The sequence below is a fragment of the Pseudoalteromonas sp. 0303 genome (assembly GCF_013349995.1).
GTDB lineage: Bacteria > Pseudomonadota > Gammaproteobacteria > Enterobacterales > Alteromonadaceae > Pseudoalteromonas.
The window spans coordinates 37,705-52,374 of the sequence record NZ_JABVXF010000012.1 but is presented as its reverse complement, the minus strand read 5'-3'; the positions used below and the strand labels follow the sequence as shown (position 1 = coordinate 52,374).

Here is a 14,670-nt window from a genome sequence, read left to right as displayed (position 1 = left end):
GATGAGTGATTTTATAATTTTTAGTATCGATGTTTTTGCCAGCTTGTTTATTTTTGCACTCGGCATAGGTTTGCTGGTGATTGTGTGCTTTTACATTAGTGATGTGACGCAATCTAAGCAGGCGATTCGCCGTAATTACCCGGTGATCGGCCGCTTTCGTTATTTTTTTGAACGCCAAGGTGAATTCTTCAGACAATACTTTTTTGCCATGGATAGGGAAGAGCTACCATTTAATCGTGCTGAGCGAAGCTGGGTTTACCGCGCTGCGAAAAATGTTGACCGTACTACGGCCTTTGGTTCAACCCAAAGTCTTGAAGCAACGGGAACGGTGATGTTTATGAACTGTGCGTTCCCAACTTTAGATGAAGATGCACTCGATCCGAGCGAAGTTACGTTAGGGCCTTATTGCCAAGCTCCTTATACAACAAACTCGTTATTTAATATTTCTGGCATGAGCTTTGGTGCCTTATCTAAGCCCGCTGTTCGCGCACTATCGCGAGGTGCAAAGTTAGCGGGTTGTTGGATGAATACCGGTGAAGGAGGGCTCAGCCCTTACCATCTTGAAGGTGGCGCTGATATTGTGTTTCAGATTGGCACGGCAAAATATGGTGTACGAGATGAGCACGGTAAATTAAGCACCGAAAAACTCAAAGCGATTGCTGAGCACGAACAAGTTAAAATGTTCGAAATTAAAATGAGTCAAGGTGCTAAACCCGGTAAAGGAGGTATGTTACCAGGGCGCAAAGTGACTGCTGAAATTGCAAAAATTCGGGGTATTCCTGAAGGGCATGACTCTATTAGTCCAAATGGTCATCCAGAGATTAAATGCCCAGCAGATTTACTCGATATGATTGAAACGGTACGCAGTACCACAGGTAAACCAACCGGTTTTAAAGCGGTGATTGGTGAATACACTTGGCTCGAAACCTTGTTCAGTGAAATCAATAACCGAGGCATTGAATCTGCTCCTGACTTTATCACTATAGATAGTGCCGACGGTGGAACGGGCGCTGCCCCTCAACCCTTGATGGATTCAGTTGGTTTACCGCTACGAGAGAGCCTGCCTTTGGTTGTTGATCTGCTAAAAAAACATGGTCTCAGAGAACGAGTGAAAGTGATTGCATCGGGTAAGCTAATCGTACCGTCAAAAGTGGCTTGGGCACTTGCATTGGGTGCTGATTTTATTGTGTCGGCGCGTGGTCATATGTTTTCGCTTGGTTGTATTCAGGCTCTACAATGTAATAAAGATACCTGCCCGACCGGTATTACGACTCATAATGAACGCTTACAGCGAGGGCTCGATGTGACCGATAAGGCACAACGTGTCGCCAATTATAATAAGTTTATTCATTATGGTGCAGGGCTGATTGCTCATTCATGTGGAGTATCAAGTGCCCGCGAGTTAGCTCGCCAGCATGTGCGAGTGGTACAAGAAAATGGTTTATCAGAGCCGCTCGATAAAATGTATGAGCACTACAATAAATAATCTAGTTGAATAATTAAAAGGCGCGTTGAGCGCCTTTTTACTTTTTGCTAGTTAATTTAATAAACTGATTAACAACGAAAAGAACTCGTCTTTATTGTTACAGCTTGTGGCATTAAGCATCAGTTGCTCGCCAAGTACGAGTGTTTGCTGTTGTACTGCTAAACGAGCTTGTGCATCTTCAATACCGTCTATATCTGCAACATGGGCTAAACCAATAGTACGGCGAATAAGTTCAGCGCCACAGTAGCCAATCGCATCACGCAATACGTGTTGTAAGTAATCTTCGCTAAAGGTGCGGTTTGCAAAGCTAATATCAGTTGCTTCGCTGCTTGCTAGGTTTAACCAATGTTGCTCAAATTGGCTATAACAGTCTTGTAAGCAGGTTAATAAATGAGTTTGATACTGACGGCGCTTTGCTTGCTCTGTAATACGGGCGTTTTGGGCACAGTAATTTAGAAGCAAGTTACCCATAAATGAGCCGATATCAAAGCCAACAGGACCAAAAAAGCCGAACTCTGGGTCGATCATTTTAGTGGTTTTGCTATCAACAAAAATGCTGCCACTATGCATATCGCCATGCAATAAAGTTTGTGGGCAAGATAAAAATTTAGCTTTTAATTTCGCAGCGGCCAGTTTTAAAGCATCATTATTTCGAATACTTTCGACGTGCTCATTAAGCTCAGTTGGGAAATTATTGCGCTCATGCTCAATGTACGGATCAGTAAAGAATAAGTCTTCTGTGATCTTACATAAATCAGGATTAATAAATTGACTGACTTTGGCTTTTTTATCTTCAGCAGATAAGTAAAAGTCTGAGTTATAAAAGCCTGTTCGGCTTAAGTAGAGCGCAACATGGCTGGCCAATAATGGAAATTGCTCTGCGTTGATTTGTGCGCCACGTAAAATTTGTAACTCACCTAAATCTTCTAACACGGTTAATGCTAGCTCTACATTGTGATGCAATATCGCCACGGTATGCTCTGGGCATAACTTACCATGATTAATCAATACTTCGGCTTCGATTCTGGAGCGGTCTAATGATAATGGCCATGACTCACCTACGCAGCGGGCATAAGGCAGTGCTTGCTTTAGAATTACACTGTTGTTGTGCTGATCAGCAACCCGAAAAACTAAGTTTAAGTTTCCGTCACCAAACTCGTATGCAGTCAGTGCTGCATCAGCAGGGAAGACTGAAATTAGTTCACTTTTAACAAGTTCTTTAATGTAATCAACAGCATGCTCTGCATTAAAGGCAGTGTATTTAGCCATGGCTCTATCTCGTAATACAATTAACTTTGAGCATTCTATACCTGTAACCGTTTAGATGTCCATACATCTAGCTTGTTAGTTATCAAAACTGATGTAAAATAACTATTCACTTAAATTAGTTATTCATTAGTTATTCGGATTCAGTATGCAAGATCTCATCGCCAGCAGTATTAAATATCAGCAAGGTACGCTAACCGTGCTTGATCAGTATTTGTTGCCACATCAACAGCATTGGCATGTATGTAACGATGTTGAAACGATGAAAGATTTGATTCTGACTTTGAAAATCCGGGGAGCACCTTTAATCGGCTTAGGTGCGAGCTTATTGGTTGCACACTTAGCTGAGCAAGGCATGAGTCAATCAGCACTTGCTGTTGCTATAGATGAGCTTGAAGCAACACGCCCAACAGCGGTAAACCTTATGCACTGCATGGCCAAGTTACGCGTAGCGCTTGCAGAGACTGACTTTGTAACTGCTGTTGTCGCGACTGCTGAGCAGTTATTTAAAGAAGATATTGCCCTTTGCGATAGCATGGCAGAACGTGGTGCTGCTTTGGTTGATAAAGGCGATAACATTTTAACCCACTGTAATACCGGTGCTTTAGCGACTGCGGGTGTCGGCACTGCATTAGGGGTTATTTATAAAGCTCAGCAACGCCATGGTGACATTCATGTTTGGGTTGATGAAACAAGGCCGTTACTGCAAGGCGGCCGCTTAACGGCTTTTGAGCTTGAGCGCTGGCAAATTCCTTATACCTTGATTTGCGATAACATGGCGGCGAGTTTAATGGCTGCGGGCAAAGTAGATAAAATCTTTGTAGGGGCAGACCGTATTGCTGCAAACGGTGATTTTGCCAATAAAGTCGGCACTTATAATCTCGCTGTGTTAGCGCATTTCCATAACATTCCATTTTATGTCGTTGCGCCACTTACGACACTTGATACACAAACGTTGTGTGGTGCAGATATCGAAATTGAGCAACGCAGTCCTAATGAAGTGCGCGGTGTTAGTGGTAGTTTTGGTGAAGCGATGTGGGCACCGACTAACGCGAAGGTTTATAACCCGGCATTTGATGTGACACCGGCGAGCCTAGTCACAGGCTGGGTGCTCGATAGCGGCGTTTATAACCAGTCCGATATCGAGCAAGGTATTCTAAAACAGTTAAAGTCGTAAATTACTCTGCGCTTTTTTAGTGTAGAGCTCAATGCTATTTTGATTGTTGGCAGTTAAGAAGGTCACTGCCAGCTTGTCGTTTTTAGCATTAAGGCGCGATATATAGTGTGAAGGCTTCATTTGAAGTACTAACTCAACGCCCTGCATTGTGGCTAAATTAATGCTGAAAACTTCAGTATCAGTGGCGATATACAAGCTATGTAGGTTACTTGCCATCGACACAATAGAAGGCTTTAACTCAGTTAGTTTGTCTGGTGTAGTCAGCTCACTATAGATATTGTTATCGCTGTCTAAAAGCAGGTATTTATCGTATTTAGAATGCACAATCAGCTGTGTATCGTCATACCATGCAATAGCTAGGGGTGTATCTATAGTGCTTTTAATCACTTCATCGCTGTGGCGATGTAACTCATTGTTTTTGAATTAAGGTCAAAGACTGCGGCATCTTTATCGTGAAGGTCAGTACTGATCAACACACTTTCTTTGCTTAAAGGGTAAGCATAATTTGCTCGTTTTACTGGCGCTGTTATAGCGGGTTGTCGACTCATACTATCAAAAGAGAATGATTCAATAGTTGAGGTGCCGCGGCTATACCAAATTAGTGAGTTGGTCTGCTCATCATATGTGGCTACCCATGCACGGTAATCGTTGGTAGTTAAAAGCTTTAACGAGCTGCCATCTAAATTGGCCATGTATATCTCTACTTGGCCAACATTATGGCGCTCAAAGATGATGCGGCTCGGGTTTTTTATATTTGTAAATTAAAGGCTGTTTTTTGCAACATATAGCCAAGCTTGGTTGTTACATTGGAATGTTTCTGCAATTCGCTGATAATCATCTACTTCGTAAGCGTCTGCCTGAGCAAGCTCTTGTTCGGTGATTAAATAAATAGTGCCATTAACAATATCACTTTGTTTGCTTGTTTTGATTAAAGCCGGGTGAAAACGTTGACCACTACTTTTAAGTACGGCTTCGTCGGTGATCTCGACTTCACCAATGACATACCCAGTTAGCGTAGCAGGTTGACCTTCGAGCAAACGCCCGAAGGTATCAAGCTGAACCTGCGGGTATTGTAAAGTACCGTAAGAGAATAGCTTTTCCATGTTAGTCCAGCAGTGGGAAGTTGGTAGCAATAGTTGACTCTGTGCTTTTAGCGACCCAACCTTCGGTATTATTGAATAAGCGAATTGCTGTGAATTCAGGGTCGTTGCCCATATCAAACCAATGTGGTGTGAGTTCTGGTACTGAAATTAGGTCGCCCTGTTGGCACAGCACTTGATACACTTTATTGCCTAAGTGTAAACAAAATAAACCTTGGCCTTTCACAAAAAAACGAACTTCATCTTCGCTATGTGTATGTTCAAATAAGAACTTGCTGCGTAGTTCGCTGGCATTTGGATTACCTTTAGCAAGCGAAATAACGTCCACTGTTTGATAGCCCCCTTCAGCCCTAAGGCGCTCTATATCGCTAGCATAGGCAGTTAAAATAGTGTCATGGCTGGTATCTTGGTCAATCTGTGCCGTTGCTTGCCACTGCTCAAAGCGAACGCCAACCGCATTCAGCTCACTCGCAATCGCGCTTAAGTCTTCACTGTGAAACAGTATGTTGTTTGCGTTGTTATCGTTATAAATAGTTAATTGGCTCATGCTAAAAGCTCCGCACTAAATGCTGTGAAATCGTTAATGTATGGGTGAGCGTCGCTTACTGCTTGGCCATCGCGAACAAGGTGCAAAGTACCAAGACCAGCAGCTTTGGCAGCATCAAGCTCTGCCACCACATCGCTTAAAAACAATACTTCGGCAGCGTCAAATGGCAGCTCGGCGATAATATTCTCATAAGAGCTTTGCTGTTGTTTTGCACCGACTTTAGTGTCGAAGTAATCACTGAATAAAGGTCTAACATCACCGTAGTCAGAAAATTCAAAAATCAGGTGTTGGGCTTTTACTGAGCCTGATGAGTAGACATATAAACTTTTACCAGCTTGTTTTTGGAGTTGTAAAAAGTCATAAGCATCTGGGTAAAGGTGGCCAGTAAAATCACCACTTTCGTAGCCCGTTTGCCAAATTAACCCTTGCAACTGCTTGAGTGGGGTAATTTTTTGATCTGTTTCAATCCAATGAATTAAATGGCTAATGACCGTGTCGATATCGGCTTCGGGTTGTTCAATATGTGCTTTCACGGCCTCAATTTGGGCTGCTACTTCTGGGTCACTTTGATGTGACTTCACAAACTTAGGTAATTGCCCTGCCGCGTAAGGAAATAATACGTCTTTAACAAAAGAAATGCGGGTAATTGTGCCTTCAATATCGGTTAAAATCGCTTTGATCATGGCTGAACTCCAGCTTGAATACCTTCTAGTTTTAGGCGCTCAAGCTCACAGCTAAATAGGAACTCTAAGCCTTCTAAATGACGCTGTACTTCTTTGATATCTCGGCCAACGACATATAAACCATGGCCACGAATTAATACGGCATGCTCAATAGGGGTGTGAAGGTGATGATCACTGACCAGTAAGCTTAAGCGGTCAATGTCTTGGTCATTATCAAAAATAGGAATAGTTAAGGTATCTAAATGCGATTTGACACCGCTTAAAGACTTTTGCATTTCGTAGCCATGCAAATTGATAGCGTGGCCTTTGATCACACGCGATAACACAGTTGCTGCAACAGAATGGGTATGCAAAACAAATTTAGCTGATGGGATCAGCTTATACATATTCAAATGTAGCTCAGTTTCAGCTGATGGATTGCCAGAGCCTTTAGTACGATTGCCTTCATGATCAAATTCAATAAATGCATGAGTGCCGAGTTGACCTTTATCGAAGCCACTTGCTGTGACGACATAACCGCTTGCAGTGCGGGCTGAAAAGTTACCACCAGTAGCAGGGACCCAGCCACGTTGGCTTACCCATTTACCAGCTTCAATTAGTTCTGAAATAGCGGTATTGTTATGCATATATTCCTCGACATTCTAAAAGTTATTTAGACGGCTATACATCTGTTTTAAGCAATGATAGCATCGCTTCGGGCGCAAAACCATCTTTAAGGAACCTCTGTGTTTGAAAGTAAATTGCCGAATTTAGGCACCAGTATTTTTAGTCAAATGACCGCTCTAGCAAATAAGCACCAAGCGCTTAATTTATCTCAGGGTTTTCCTGAATTTGATGCACCAGAATTACTAAAAAAACAGCTCAATCATTATGTACTTGAGGGAGTAAACCAATATGCGCCTTCAAGTGGGGTTGCAAAGCTACAACAGCAAATAGCGGCTTTGATAGCTAGAAAATACCATAACAACATAAATTACGAGCAACAAGTTACCGTCACTTCAGGGGCAACAGAGGCATTATTCGTAGCAATTCAAGCGCTTGTTAAAGAGGGTGATGAAGTTGTGGTATTTGACCCCGCGTATGACTCGTATCAACCGGCAATTGAACTTGCTGGTGGTCGCTCAGTTCACGTTGCCTTAAATGCGCCAGACTACAAAATCGATTGGCAAGCTGTAGCCGATGTTATAACAGACAAAACACGTGTCATCATCATCAACACGCCACATAACCCAAGCGGTAAAATCTTTAAAAAAGAAGATATTTATGCCCTTAAAGCGCTTGTTACTAAGCATGATTTATATGTAATTAGCGATGAAGTGTATGAGCACATTACCTTTGATGGCGCTTTGCATTTAAGCGCGCTGACCGACCCTGAGTTATTTGCACGCAGTTTTGTGATATCAAGCTTTGGCAAAACCTTTCACAGCACCGGCTGGAAGATGGGTTATTGCGTTGCACCTGCTCAGCTCATGGTGGAGTTTCGTAAAACTCACCAATATGTGACCTTTTCAAGCTTTACGCCTGCCCAGCATGCACTAGCCGATATGCTTGAGTTAGAGCCAGAACATGTTGATGAACTTAGTTGTTTTTATCAACAAAAACGCGACTTGCTCAGCGAAGCATTAGCGAAAAGCCGTTTTAAAATATTACCAAGTGAAGGCACCTACTTTTTATTACTCGATTACAGTGATGTGTCTGATCTTGATGATGTTGAGTTTTGCCAATGGTTGGTTGAGCAAGCGGGTGTTGCAGCTGTACCACTCAGTGTGTTTTATAACAGTGCAAGCAGCGACAAAGTGATTCGTTTATGTTTTGCTAAAAATGATGACACATTAAAATGTGCCGCGGAGATTTTATGCCAACTTTAACCTTAGCTTTAGTGCAGTCATCACTGCATTGGCTTGATAAAAGCGCCAACCTTGCGCACTTTACAGAGCAGCTTAACAGTTTAAACGAGCAAGTTGATATAATTGTCTTGCCAGAAACATTTGCCACGGGTTTTGCGATTAATCTAGATTGCAGCGAACCAGAGCAAGGCGAGGTACTTAGCTGGTTAAAAGCCACAGCTAAGCAAAAAAATGCTGTGGTTGCAGGCTCTGTTTTAGTTGCAAAAGGCGACAAAAAGGCTAATCGCTTTTATTGGGTTTGGCCAAATGGCGAAGTGAGGTATTACGACAAACGCCATTTATTCTGTTTAGGTAACGAAGGCAATTTCGTCGCAGCAGGCGAGCAGCGCGAGATATTCGCTATCAATGATTTTCGCATTTTGCCGCAAGTGTGTTACGACTTACGCTTTCCTGTATTTCAGCGTAATTGCAACGACTACGATGTGATGATCAACGTAGCTAATTGGCCAGCTGCTCGTCGCCATGTCTGGGATACTCTTCTAAAAGCACGCGCAATGGAAAACCTGTGTTATGTCGTGGGTGTGAATCGCATTGGTGCTGATGGTAATAATGTTGCCCACAGTGGTGGTACTGCCGTTTATGATTTTAAAGGCGACACCTTGGCGAAGCTTGAAGATGACCAATCGGGCATCATTATTCAGCGCTTAGAAAAATCACCGCTTGATGACTTTCGAAGAGTGTTTCCTGCTCACTTAGATGCTGATCAATTTCAGTTACTGTAATTGCTCGAAGCCGCATACTCAAAAATTTGTTAAACTCATGATTGGATTATTTACTATAAGCAATCATGAGTCGCAAAATCACCCCCGTTATTCTTGCTGGTGGCATAGGTTCTCGTTTATGGCCTTTGTCGCGTAAAGCGATGCCTAAGCAGTTTTTATCTTTACTTAGCGAAAAATCACTCTTACAGAACACGTTGTTACGAGTGGCTGACTCACGATTTAATGCGCCAATTTTAGTGTGTAATGAAGAGCATCGTTTTATTGCTAAAACGCAAATTGCAGAAATCACAGATAACTATACTTTATTGCTTGAGCCTGAAGGTAAAAATACCGCGCCAGCGATTGCCTTGGCCGCTGAATTTGCATTGCAAAATGGTCTAACCGACCCCTTACTAGTCATGCCTGCTGATCACCATATCAGTGATTTTGATAAGCTTATTGCCTGCTTAGATAATGCGATAGCGCTTTGTCAGCAACAACAATTAGTAACCTTTGCTATTACTCCCACTGAGCCACATACCGGTTATGGTTATATTCGCCAAGGTGAGCCGTTAGCCCATGAAGGTTGTTTTAAGGTGGCTGAGTTCAAAGAAAAACCAGCTCTGGAATTAGCAGAAAAATACCTTACCAGTGGTGAATATGGCTGGAATAGCGGCATGTTTTTATTTTTGCCAGATATGTATTTAAGCGAGCTTAATCGTTTTGCCCCAAAGATTGCTGACAGTGTCGCAAAAGCGGCAAGCTTCACCGCAGATTTAGGTTTTCAAAGACCCGTTGCGGATGCGCTCACAGCATGCCCAAGTGATTCTATTGATTATGCTATTTTGGAGCGTAGCGCTAACGTTGCTGTTATTCCTGTTGATTTAAATTGGAGCGATGTTGGCAGCTTTTCTGCATTATCGAAAATCGCAGAAAAAGACCATCATGGCAATTATTTAGCCTCACAAGGGGTGAGTTTAGATAGCGAGAATAATCTACTTATCAGCGAAGCCGACCATACTATTGCGGCGCTCGGCGTGAGTAATAAAGCAATTATACATACTCATGATGCCACCTTAGTGGCAGACAAAAGTGCGCTCGATAAGCTCCCTGATTTACTTAAACAGCTTGCTGTTGTCGATAACGATAAACTAACCCACCATCAAGCCGTATTCAGACCTTGGGGTAACTATCGAACTTTAATTGAAAGCACTGGCTTTAAAGTAAAGAAAATCATCGTAAACAGCGGTGCAAAGCTCTCAACTCAACGCCATCAGCACCGTGCAGAGCACTGGGTCGTCGTATCTGGCGTGGCAAGCGTGCGAGTAGGTGATGACGAATTTGAATTAACAGCTGATCAATCTTGTTATATTGCGGCTAAACAATTGCACAGTCTTGCTAATCAACAAAACACGCCACTGATCGTTATCGAAGTACAAACCGGAGCGATACTTGATGAAACTGACATCGAGCGATTTGATGATAGGTATGGGAGGGAGTAGACATAGCTATCAGCTTTCAGCCGTCAGGCGTCAGTTGAGCGGTAGAGTTGTTGAGTGCGGTGTCTCACTCAGCATTCGCCCTGTTCACTCTTCGGGTAGGTTGGTTTGCGAAGCGAAACCCAACGTAAGCAGAGCTGTCAGCTTTCAGCCGTCAGACGTCAGTTGATCAGAGCGGTAGGCTTGACTTACAACGTTTAAACTTTACCCCCACTAACCACTAACCACTAACCACTAATATAAATTTTTAAATTCTCCGCATTCTCACACTGAGTGAATATCATGGCATTCGCTGTGTTTATCAGTAATTGTTGCTGTTGTTTTTCTAGTTTTAGTTCTGCGCTAAGTAGCTCTTTGCGGATGGTGGGGTAGTCTGAAATCTCGTTTTGAATAGTTTTCAGGTAGGCGCGTGTGGCTCGTAGGGGCTTTAAAGCTTGTTGGTCAAATTCGGCAATGCACGACTCAAGCTCACTCAGTTGAGAGGGTGTTACAGCCAGCTCTAAAGAATCGAGATAATAAAGCAGCAGGCAAAGGTTCACATTTTTGCTTTGCTGGTCTTGATAGCCTAGTAGCTTGGTTTGCATGCCGTCTTTGCTGTAAAGCTTGCATGCAAACTGCCAAAACTGTTCGCTGTTAAGCGGTTTCATCGGCAAAGGCCTGCTCTTTTTCTTCAAGCTCTTCAAGTGCCATGAGCAGCTCTTCTTCAACGTCATTAAGCTTGGGTGTTAAGCTTGCTTGCTTAGCGAGTAGCTCTGTTAGTTTGGCTTTATTTTCATCATTGTATAAGTCATTGTCGGCAAGTGCGTTTTCGATTTCACCAAGCTCTGTAGAGTACTTATCAAGTTGCTTTTCAAGCCTTTCGATTTGCTTTTTCAACGGCTGCACTGACTTTCTGAACTCAGCTTCTAAGCGCTTTTGCTCTTTGCGGTTAACGCTTGAATGGGCTTTAGGGGCATTGTCTTCAGGGCTTTTAGCAGCTTCTTTATTGGCATTCAGTAGCCATTGGTAATAGGCATCAAGGTCATAACCAAATTGTGTTACTTCGCCGTTATCAACGAGGTAATACTCATCAGCGGTATTTTTAAGCATATGACGGTCGTGCGATACGGTAACCATAGCGCCTTCGAAGCCTTGTAGCGCCATCACTAAGGCATGACGCATTTCTAAATCTAGGTGGTTGGTTGGCTCATCCAGTAACAGTAGGTTTGGCTTTTGGTACACCAGCATAGCTAGCACTAAACGGGCTTTTTCACCGCCAGAAAATGGCGCAACTGGCTCAAGTGCTTTATCGCCAAAGAATGCAAAGCCGCCTAAAAAGTCACGTAGTGACTGCTCTGGAGCTTGTGGATTTAAACGTTGTAAATGGGTCACTGCACTGGCTTTTAAATCAAGTGACTCAAGCTGATGCTGCGCAAAGTAACCAATATTTAAGCCCTGATGCTGAAATACTTCACCTGCTTGAGGTTGTAAATCGCCAGCTAATAATTTAATCAGTGTTGATTTACCTGCGCCATTTCGGCCAAGCAGCGCAATACGGCTACCCGGCACAAGGTTTAGCTTGATGCTGTGTAAAATGGTGGTGTCGCCATAGCCTGCTTTGGCTTGGTCGAGAGTCATTAATGGGTTTGGCAGTGCTGTTGGCTCAGCAAATTCAAAATCAAAGGGTGAGTCAACATGGGCTGGGGCCAGCTTTTCCATACGCTCTAGGGCTTTTACGCGGCTTTGTGCTTGCTTAGCCTTACTGGCTTTTGCTTTGAAGCGCGTAATGAATTTTTCTAGGTGAGCAATTTGTTCTTGTTGCTTTTCGAACATCGCTTGTTGTTGCAATAAGCGCTCTGCTTTTTGGCGTTCGAATTGCGAGTAATTGCCTTTATAGACATTTATTTTTTGTGCGTCTATGTGCCAAATTTGGTCAACAACGGCATCTAAGAATTCTCGGTCATGGGAAATAAGCACTAGAGTGCCTGTGTAGGCACGTAAAAAGCGTTCTAACCAGTAAACCGCATCGAGATCTAAGTGGTTGGTTGGCTCATCCAGCAGTAATAAATCGGCGTCACGGATCAGTGCTTGTGCTAAGTTTAAGCGCATACGCCAGCCACCAGAAAAGGCGCTCACTGGGTTGTCTATTTGCTCATTACTAAAACCTAAACCGTGTAATAGCTCTCCTGCTTTTGCCTCAATGCTATAGCCTTGAATATGTTCTAGGCCAATATGTGCTTTTGCCTGTGCATCGCCGTCGTTATTTTGCTCAGCTTCGCGTAGTGCAATTCTTAGCGCGTAATATTCAGGGTGACCTTGTAATACATAATCTAGAGCGCTGATTTCGAGCGCGGGTGTTTCTTGCTTCACAGAGGCAATTGACCAGTCTTTAGGAATTTGGCATTCACCGGCATCGAGTTGCAATTCAGACTTTAATAGCGCGAACAGCGTTGATTTACCACAGCCATTAGCGCCAACAAGGCCGACTTTATGCTCTGGGAATAAGGTTGCAGAGGCCCCTTTTAGTAAGGCGTTACCACCACGTAGAAGTTCGATGTCTGAAATTTGGATCATGAATGTTTACTTGCACAGCACTGATTAAATTGCCGCTATCATAACACGGATCACATTAGCCTTCGCAATCGTATCAAACAGAGAATTATTAGGCTAAAATAGCAGCCTACATGCCACGGGAGATCATCTATGAGACAAAAGAAACGCTTTATTGCTGGCGCATCATGCCCTGAGTGTAAGGCCATGGATACCATGATGCTTTATAAAGAACATGATGTGGAAAAAGTGGAGTGCGTACAGTGTGGCCACAAAATGACGCAACCAGAGCAGGCAGTGCAAGCCTCAACACGCCAATTTGAGCAAGTGATTGGTGTATTTAAGCCGGGTGATTAATCCCCGGCTCTATCGCTACCTAATTAATAGTGCGGCGGTGGCGGCTCTTGCATTTGTGACATTAAAGATGGCTGCTGCGCTTCTTTTATCTTTTCTGCAAGTAACTCTGTCTGGCGTTTCATTTTAGCCAGCTGTTGTTGGTGCGCTTTAAGCTCATCGTTTAATATTTCAATTGTTTCATCTTGAAAAGCGACTTTCGCTTCAAGTTCCATTAGACGATCTTCAATTGTATTCATTTGATTCTCTTAGATTAAAACTTTCAGCGAATCCGCTGGAGCTTTCGGTTAATAACGCTTGGTTGTTATCAGTAAACGCAACATCTAACACCACGGCTGATTTCGGGCGGCTTCCTTCACGAGGAATCACTTGCCACGTTTGTAATTTTTTACCTGACTCTAGCTGCCATAAATCAACCAATCGATTGGGTGAACCGGTAGCAATTAAAGTCCCTTCATCGTTAAAACGGACGGCGGTAAAAATTTTCTGACGCGCAATATACGCCAGTTTGCTAACAAGATCACCTGTAGTCAGTTGCCATACATTTGCTTGCTTCATACTGTCTGCGGTAAATGCGTAACGACCTTGTGGATCAAGGGCGACTTGAGTAACGCGACTTGGGTGATTAAAGCGGTGGATCACTTGCCCTGTGCGAGTATCCCAAAAGTAAGCAACATAATCATTTGAGCCGCTAATGGCGTAGTGACCGTTAGGTGATAGATCAACAACATTGACTTTTTCTTGGTGGCCAAGGAACTCTATGCGTCTGCCACTCTCTAAGTCGAGGTAAACGACTACACCGTCGGCGCGGCCATATAATACACTGCGCCCTTGGTTACTTATCGCGATATCTCGAATTGTTGAGGCGTGTATTTTGTAATAACCCGTGTTGTTGCCCGTGGCAATGTCCCACACTGCAAAGGTGGACTTCTCAGCGGTAACTGCATGGCTATTGTCGTAAGAGATAGCAACAGTATGAACCAAGCTATCTTGATTTTGTTGTTGAAACCATTGGTATTTTAGCACCTGTTGTTGATTATCCCACAGTGCGACCCCATGGTGTATTGATGAGATTAAGCTGTATTTGCCATCGTGTGACAGCGCACTGGCGAAGGCACCTTTAGCCGCATGCTCATAGCGTGCAGTTGATTGCTCATGTTGCTCAGAGCAGGCTACAACTAAGCAAAGGCTGAGCAGATACAAAAAAGTACGAAATATCGACATATTACGAGTATTTCCCCTTAACTCTTAGTGATTGAGAGGTTAGACTAGGTCTCGTTGAAGGCCTAGGTTGTTAGTCTAATCGCTGATCATGCATAGGCATGACGTTAGTTATTAGACAAGCAGCCTACCATGTAGGTCGTTAATCTTTAACTAGTAATAATACAATAATTGACAACTGCAAAGTGTGTCGGAGATAT

17 protein-coding genes are annotated in these 14,670 nt (G+C 43.3%); 6 read left to right on the top strand and 11 right to left on the bottom strand.

From position 1 onward, the window contains the following. Nucleotide 1: 1 nt before the first annotated feature. A complete protein-coding gene (locus HUS62_RS10095) occupies nt 2-1,486 on the top strand; it encodes an FMN-binding glutamate synthase family protein (protein ID WP_055020563.1) in 1,485 nt (494 codons plus the stop codon). Between the two features lie 51 nt (nt 1,487-1,537). On the opposite strand, the gene mtnK is transcribed toward HUS62_RS10095, so the two are convergent. Continuing rightward, nucleotides 1,538-2,755 carry an S-methyl-5-thioribose kinase gene (gene mtnK, locus HUS62_RS10090; protein ID WP_175079412.1) on the bottom strand — a complete coding sequence of 406 codons (1,218 nt, stop codon included), beginning with the start codon at nt 2,753-2,755 and terminating at the stop codon, nt 1,538-1,540. A gap of 145 nt (nt 2,756-2,900) precedes the next feature. On the opposite strand from mtnK, the gene mtnA reads away from it, so the two are divergent. Beyond that, complete coding sequence (gene mtnA, locus HUS62_RS10085; RefSeq protein WP_175079411.1) at nt 2,901-3,929, top strand: S-methyl-5-thioribose-1-phosphate isomerase; 1,029 nt, start codon at nt 2,901-2,903, stop codon at nt 3,927-3,929. Here mtnA and HUS62_RS10080 read toward each other — a convergent pair. The 6 genes from HUS62_RS10080 to HUS62_RS10055 all read right to left on the bottom strand — a co-directional run bounded on the left by HUS62_RS10080 (nt 3,918) and on the right by HUS62_RS10055 (nt 6,885). Beyond that, the gene (locus HUS62_RS10080) at nt 3,918-4,316 is read right to left on the bottom strand and encodes a hypothetical protein (protein WP_175079410.1); all 399 of its coding nucleotides are present in this window, start codon (nt 4,314-4,316) and stop codon (nt 3,918-3,920) included. The genes mtnA and HUS62_RS10080 overlap by 12 nt on opposite strands. Continuing rightward, nucleotides 4,313-4,621 (bottom strand): hypothetical protein, encoded by a 309-nt coding sequence (locus tag HUS62_RS10075; protein ID WP_175079409.1) that lies wholly within the window; start codon nt 4,619-4,621, stop codon nt 4,313-4,315. The genes HUS62_RS10080 and HUS62_RS10075 overlap by 4 nt, the downstream gene beginning before the upstream one ends. 69 nt (nt 4,622-4,690) lie before the next feature. Continuing rightward, nucleotides 4,691-5,032, bottom strand: coding sequence for a gamma-glutamylcyclotransferase family protein (locus HUS62_RS10070; RefSeq protein WP_058586110.1), 342 nt, complete (start codon nt 5,030-5,032; stop codon nt 4,691-4,693). A gap of 1 nt (nt 5,033) precedes the next feature. After that, the gene (locus HUS62_RS10065; protein ID WP_175079408.1) at nt 5,034-5,576 is read right to left on the bottom strand and encodes an acireductone dioxygenase; all 543 of its coding nucleotides are present in this window, start codon (nt 5,574-5,576) and stop codon (nt 5,034-5,036) included. After that, nucleotides 5,573-6,259, bottom strand: a complete 687-nt coding sequence (gene mtnC, locus HUS62_RS10060) for an acireductone synthase (protein WP_175079407.1) — start codon at nt 6,257-6,259, stop codon at nt 5,573-5,575. The genes HUS62_RS10065 and mtnC overlap by 4 nt, the downstream gene beginning before the upstream one ends. Further along, nucleotides 6,256-6,885 carry a methylthioribulose 1-phosphate dehydratase gene (locus HUS62_RS10055; protein WP_175079406.1) on the bottom strand — a complete coding sequence of 210 codons (630 nt, stop codon included), beginning with the start codon at nt 6,883-6,885 and terminating at the stop codon, nt 6,256-6,258. Before HUS62_RS10055 ends, mtnC begins: the two co-directional genes overlap by 4 nt. 99 nt (nt 6,886-6,984) lie before the next feature. Between HUS62_RS10055 and HUS62_RS10050 the strand changes: the two genes are divergently transcribed. The 3 genes from HUS62_RS10050 (at nt 6,985) to HUS62_RS10040 (ending at nt 10,369) form a co-directional block, all read left to right on the top strand. Continuing rightward, nucleotides 6,985-8,127 (top strand): methionine aminotransferase, encoded by a 1,143-nt coding sequence (locus HUS62_RS10050; protein ID WP_175079405.1) that lies wholly within the window; start codon nt 6,985-6,987, stop codon nt 8,125-8,127. Then, nucleotides 8,115-8,888, top strand: coding sequence for an amidohydrolase (locus HUS62_RS10045; protein WP_175079404.1), 774 nt, complete (start codon nt 8,115-8,117; stop codon nt 8,886-8,888). Before HUS62_RS10050 ends, HUS62_RS10045 begins: the two co-directional genes overlap by 13 nt. A gap of 65 nt (nt 8,889-8,953) precedes the next feature. Then, on the top strand, nt 8,954-10,369 hold the full coding sequence (locus HUS62_RS10040) for a mannose-1-phosphate guanylyltransferase/mannose-6-phosphate isomerase (protein WP_175079403.1): 1,416 nt from the start codon (nt 8,954-8,956) through the stop codon (nt 10,367-10,369). A gap of 224 nt (nt 10,370-10,593) precedes the next feature. On the opposite strand, the gene HUS62_RS10035 is transcribed toward HUS62_RS10040, so the two are convergent. Then, entirely contained in the window at nt 10,594-11,013 is a 420-nt protein-coding gene (locus tag HUS62_RS10035; protein WP_175079402.1) for a TIGR02444 family protein, read from the bottom strand. Continuing rightward, the gene (locus HUS62_RS10030) at nt 11,000-12,919 is read right to left on the bottom strand and encodes an ATP-binding cassette domain-containing protein (RefSeq protein ID WP_175079401.1); all 1,920 of its coding nucleotides are present in this window, start codon (nt 12,917-12,919) and stop codon (nt 11,000-11,002) included. The genes HUS62_RS10035 and HUS62_RS10030 overlap by 14 nt, the downstream gene beginning before the upstream one ends. Nucleotides 12,920-13,048: 129 nt before the next feature. On the opposite strand from HUS62_RS10030, the gene HUS62_RS10025 reads away from it, so the two are divergent. After that, nucleotides 13,049-13,252 (top strand): YheV family putative zinc ribbon protein, encoded by a 204-nt coding sequence (locus tag HUS62_RS10025; protein ID WP_054562906.1) that lies wholly within the window; start codon nt 13,049-13,051, stop codon nt 13,250-13,252. 23 nt (nt 13,253-13,275) lie between these two features. Here the strand turns inward: HUS62_RS10025 and HUS62_RS10020 are convergent, their stop codons facing one another. Together HUS62_RS10020 and HUS62_RS10015 are read right to left on the bottom strand one after the other, a co-directional pair. Then, nucleotides 13,276-13,488 (bottom strand): SlyX family protein, encoded by a 213-nt coding sequence (locus tag HUS62_RS10020; protein ID WP_054554490.1) that lies wholly within the window; start codon nt 13,486-13,488, stop codon nt 13,276-13,278. Further along, nucleotides 13,475-14,473, bottom strand: a complete 999-nt coding sequence (locus HUS62_RS10015) for a WD40 repeat domain-containing protein (protein ID WP_063529198.1) — start codon at nt 14,471-14,473, stop codon at nt 13,475-13,477. The genes HUS62_RS10020 and HUS62_RS10015 overlap by 14 nt, the downstream gene beginning before the upstream one ends. Nucleotides 14,474-14,670: the final 197 nt, after the last annotated feature.

Bases quoted from the DNA above. Each gene is read 5' to 3' on its own strand.
- HUS62_RS10065 (WP_175079408.1), bottom strand. From the start codon at position 5,576: ATGAGCCAATTAACTATTTATAACGATAACAACGCAAACAACATACTG.
- HUS62_RS10025 (WP_054562906.1), top strand. From the start codon at position 13,049: ATGAGACAAAAGAAACGCTTTATTGCTGGCGCATCATGCCCTGAGTGT.
- HUS62_RS10040 (WP_175079403.1), top strand. From the start codon at position 8,954: ATGAGTCGCAAAATCACCCCCGTTATTCTTGCTGGTGGCATAGGTTCT.
- HUS62_RS10075 (WP_175079409.1), bottom strand. From the start codon at position 4,621: ATGGCCAATTTAGATGGCAGCTCGTTAAAGCTTTTAACTACCAACGAT.
- HUS62_RS10055 (WP_175079406.1), bottom strand. From the start codon at position 6,885: ATGCATAACAATACCGCTATTTCAGAACTAATTGAAGCTGGTAAATGG.
- mtnC (WP_175079407.1), bottom strand. From the start codon at position 6,259: ATGATCAAAGCGATTTTAACCGATATTGAAGGCACAATTACCCGCATT.
- HUS62_RS10035 (WP_175079402.1), bottom strand. From the start codon at position 11,013: ATGAAACCGCTTAACAGCGAACAGTTTTGGCAGTTTGCATGCAAGCTT.
- HUS62_RS10020 (WP_054554490.1), bottom strand. From the start codon at position 13,488: ATGAATACAATTGAAGATCGTCTAATGGAACTTGAAGCGAAAGTCGCT.
- HUS62_RS10045 (WP_175079404.1), top strand. From the start codon at position 8,115: ATGCCAACTTTAACCTTAGCTTTAGTGCAGTCATCACTGCATTGGCTT.
- HUS62_RS10095 (WP_055020563.1), top strand. From the start codon at position 2: ATGAGTGATTTTATAATTTTTAGTATCGATGTTTTTGCCAGCTTGTTT.
- HUS62_RS10015 (WP_063529198.1), bottom strand. From the start codon at position 14,473: ATGTCGATATTTCGTACTTTTTTGTATCTGCTCAGCCTTTGCTTAGTT.
- mtnK (WP_175079412.1), bottom strand. From the start codon at position 2,755: ATGGCTAAATACACTGCCTTTAATGCAGAGCATGCTGTTGATTACATT.
- HUS62_RS10030 (WP_175079401.1), bottom strand. From the start codon at position 12,919: ATGATCCAAATTTCAGACATCGAACTTCTACGTGGTGGTAACGCCTTA.
- HUS62_RS10070 (WP_058586110.1), bottom strand. From the start codon at position 5,032: ATGGAAAAGCTATTCTCTTACGGTACTTTACAATACCCGCAGGTTCAG.
- mtnA (WP_175079411.1), top strand. From the start codon at position 2,901: ATGCAAGATCTCATCGCCAGCAGTATTAAATATCAGCAAGGTACGCTA.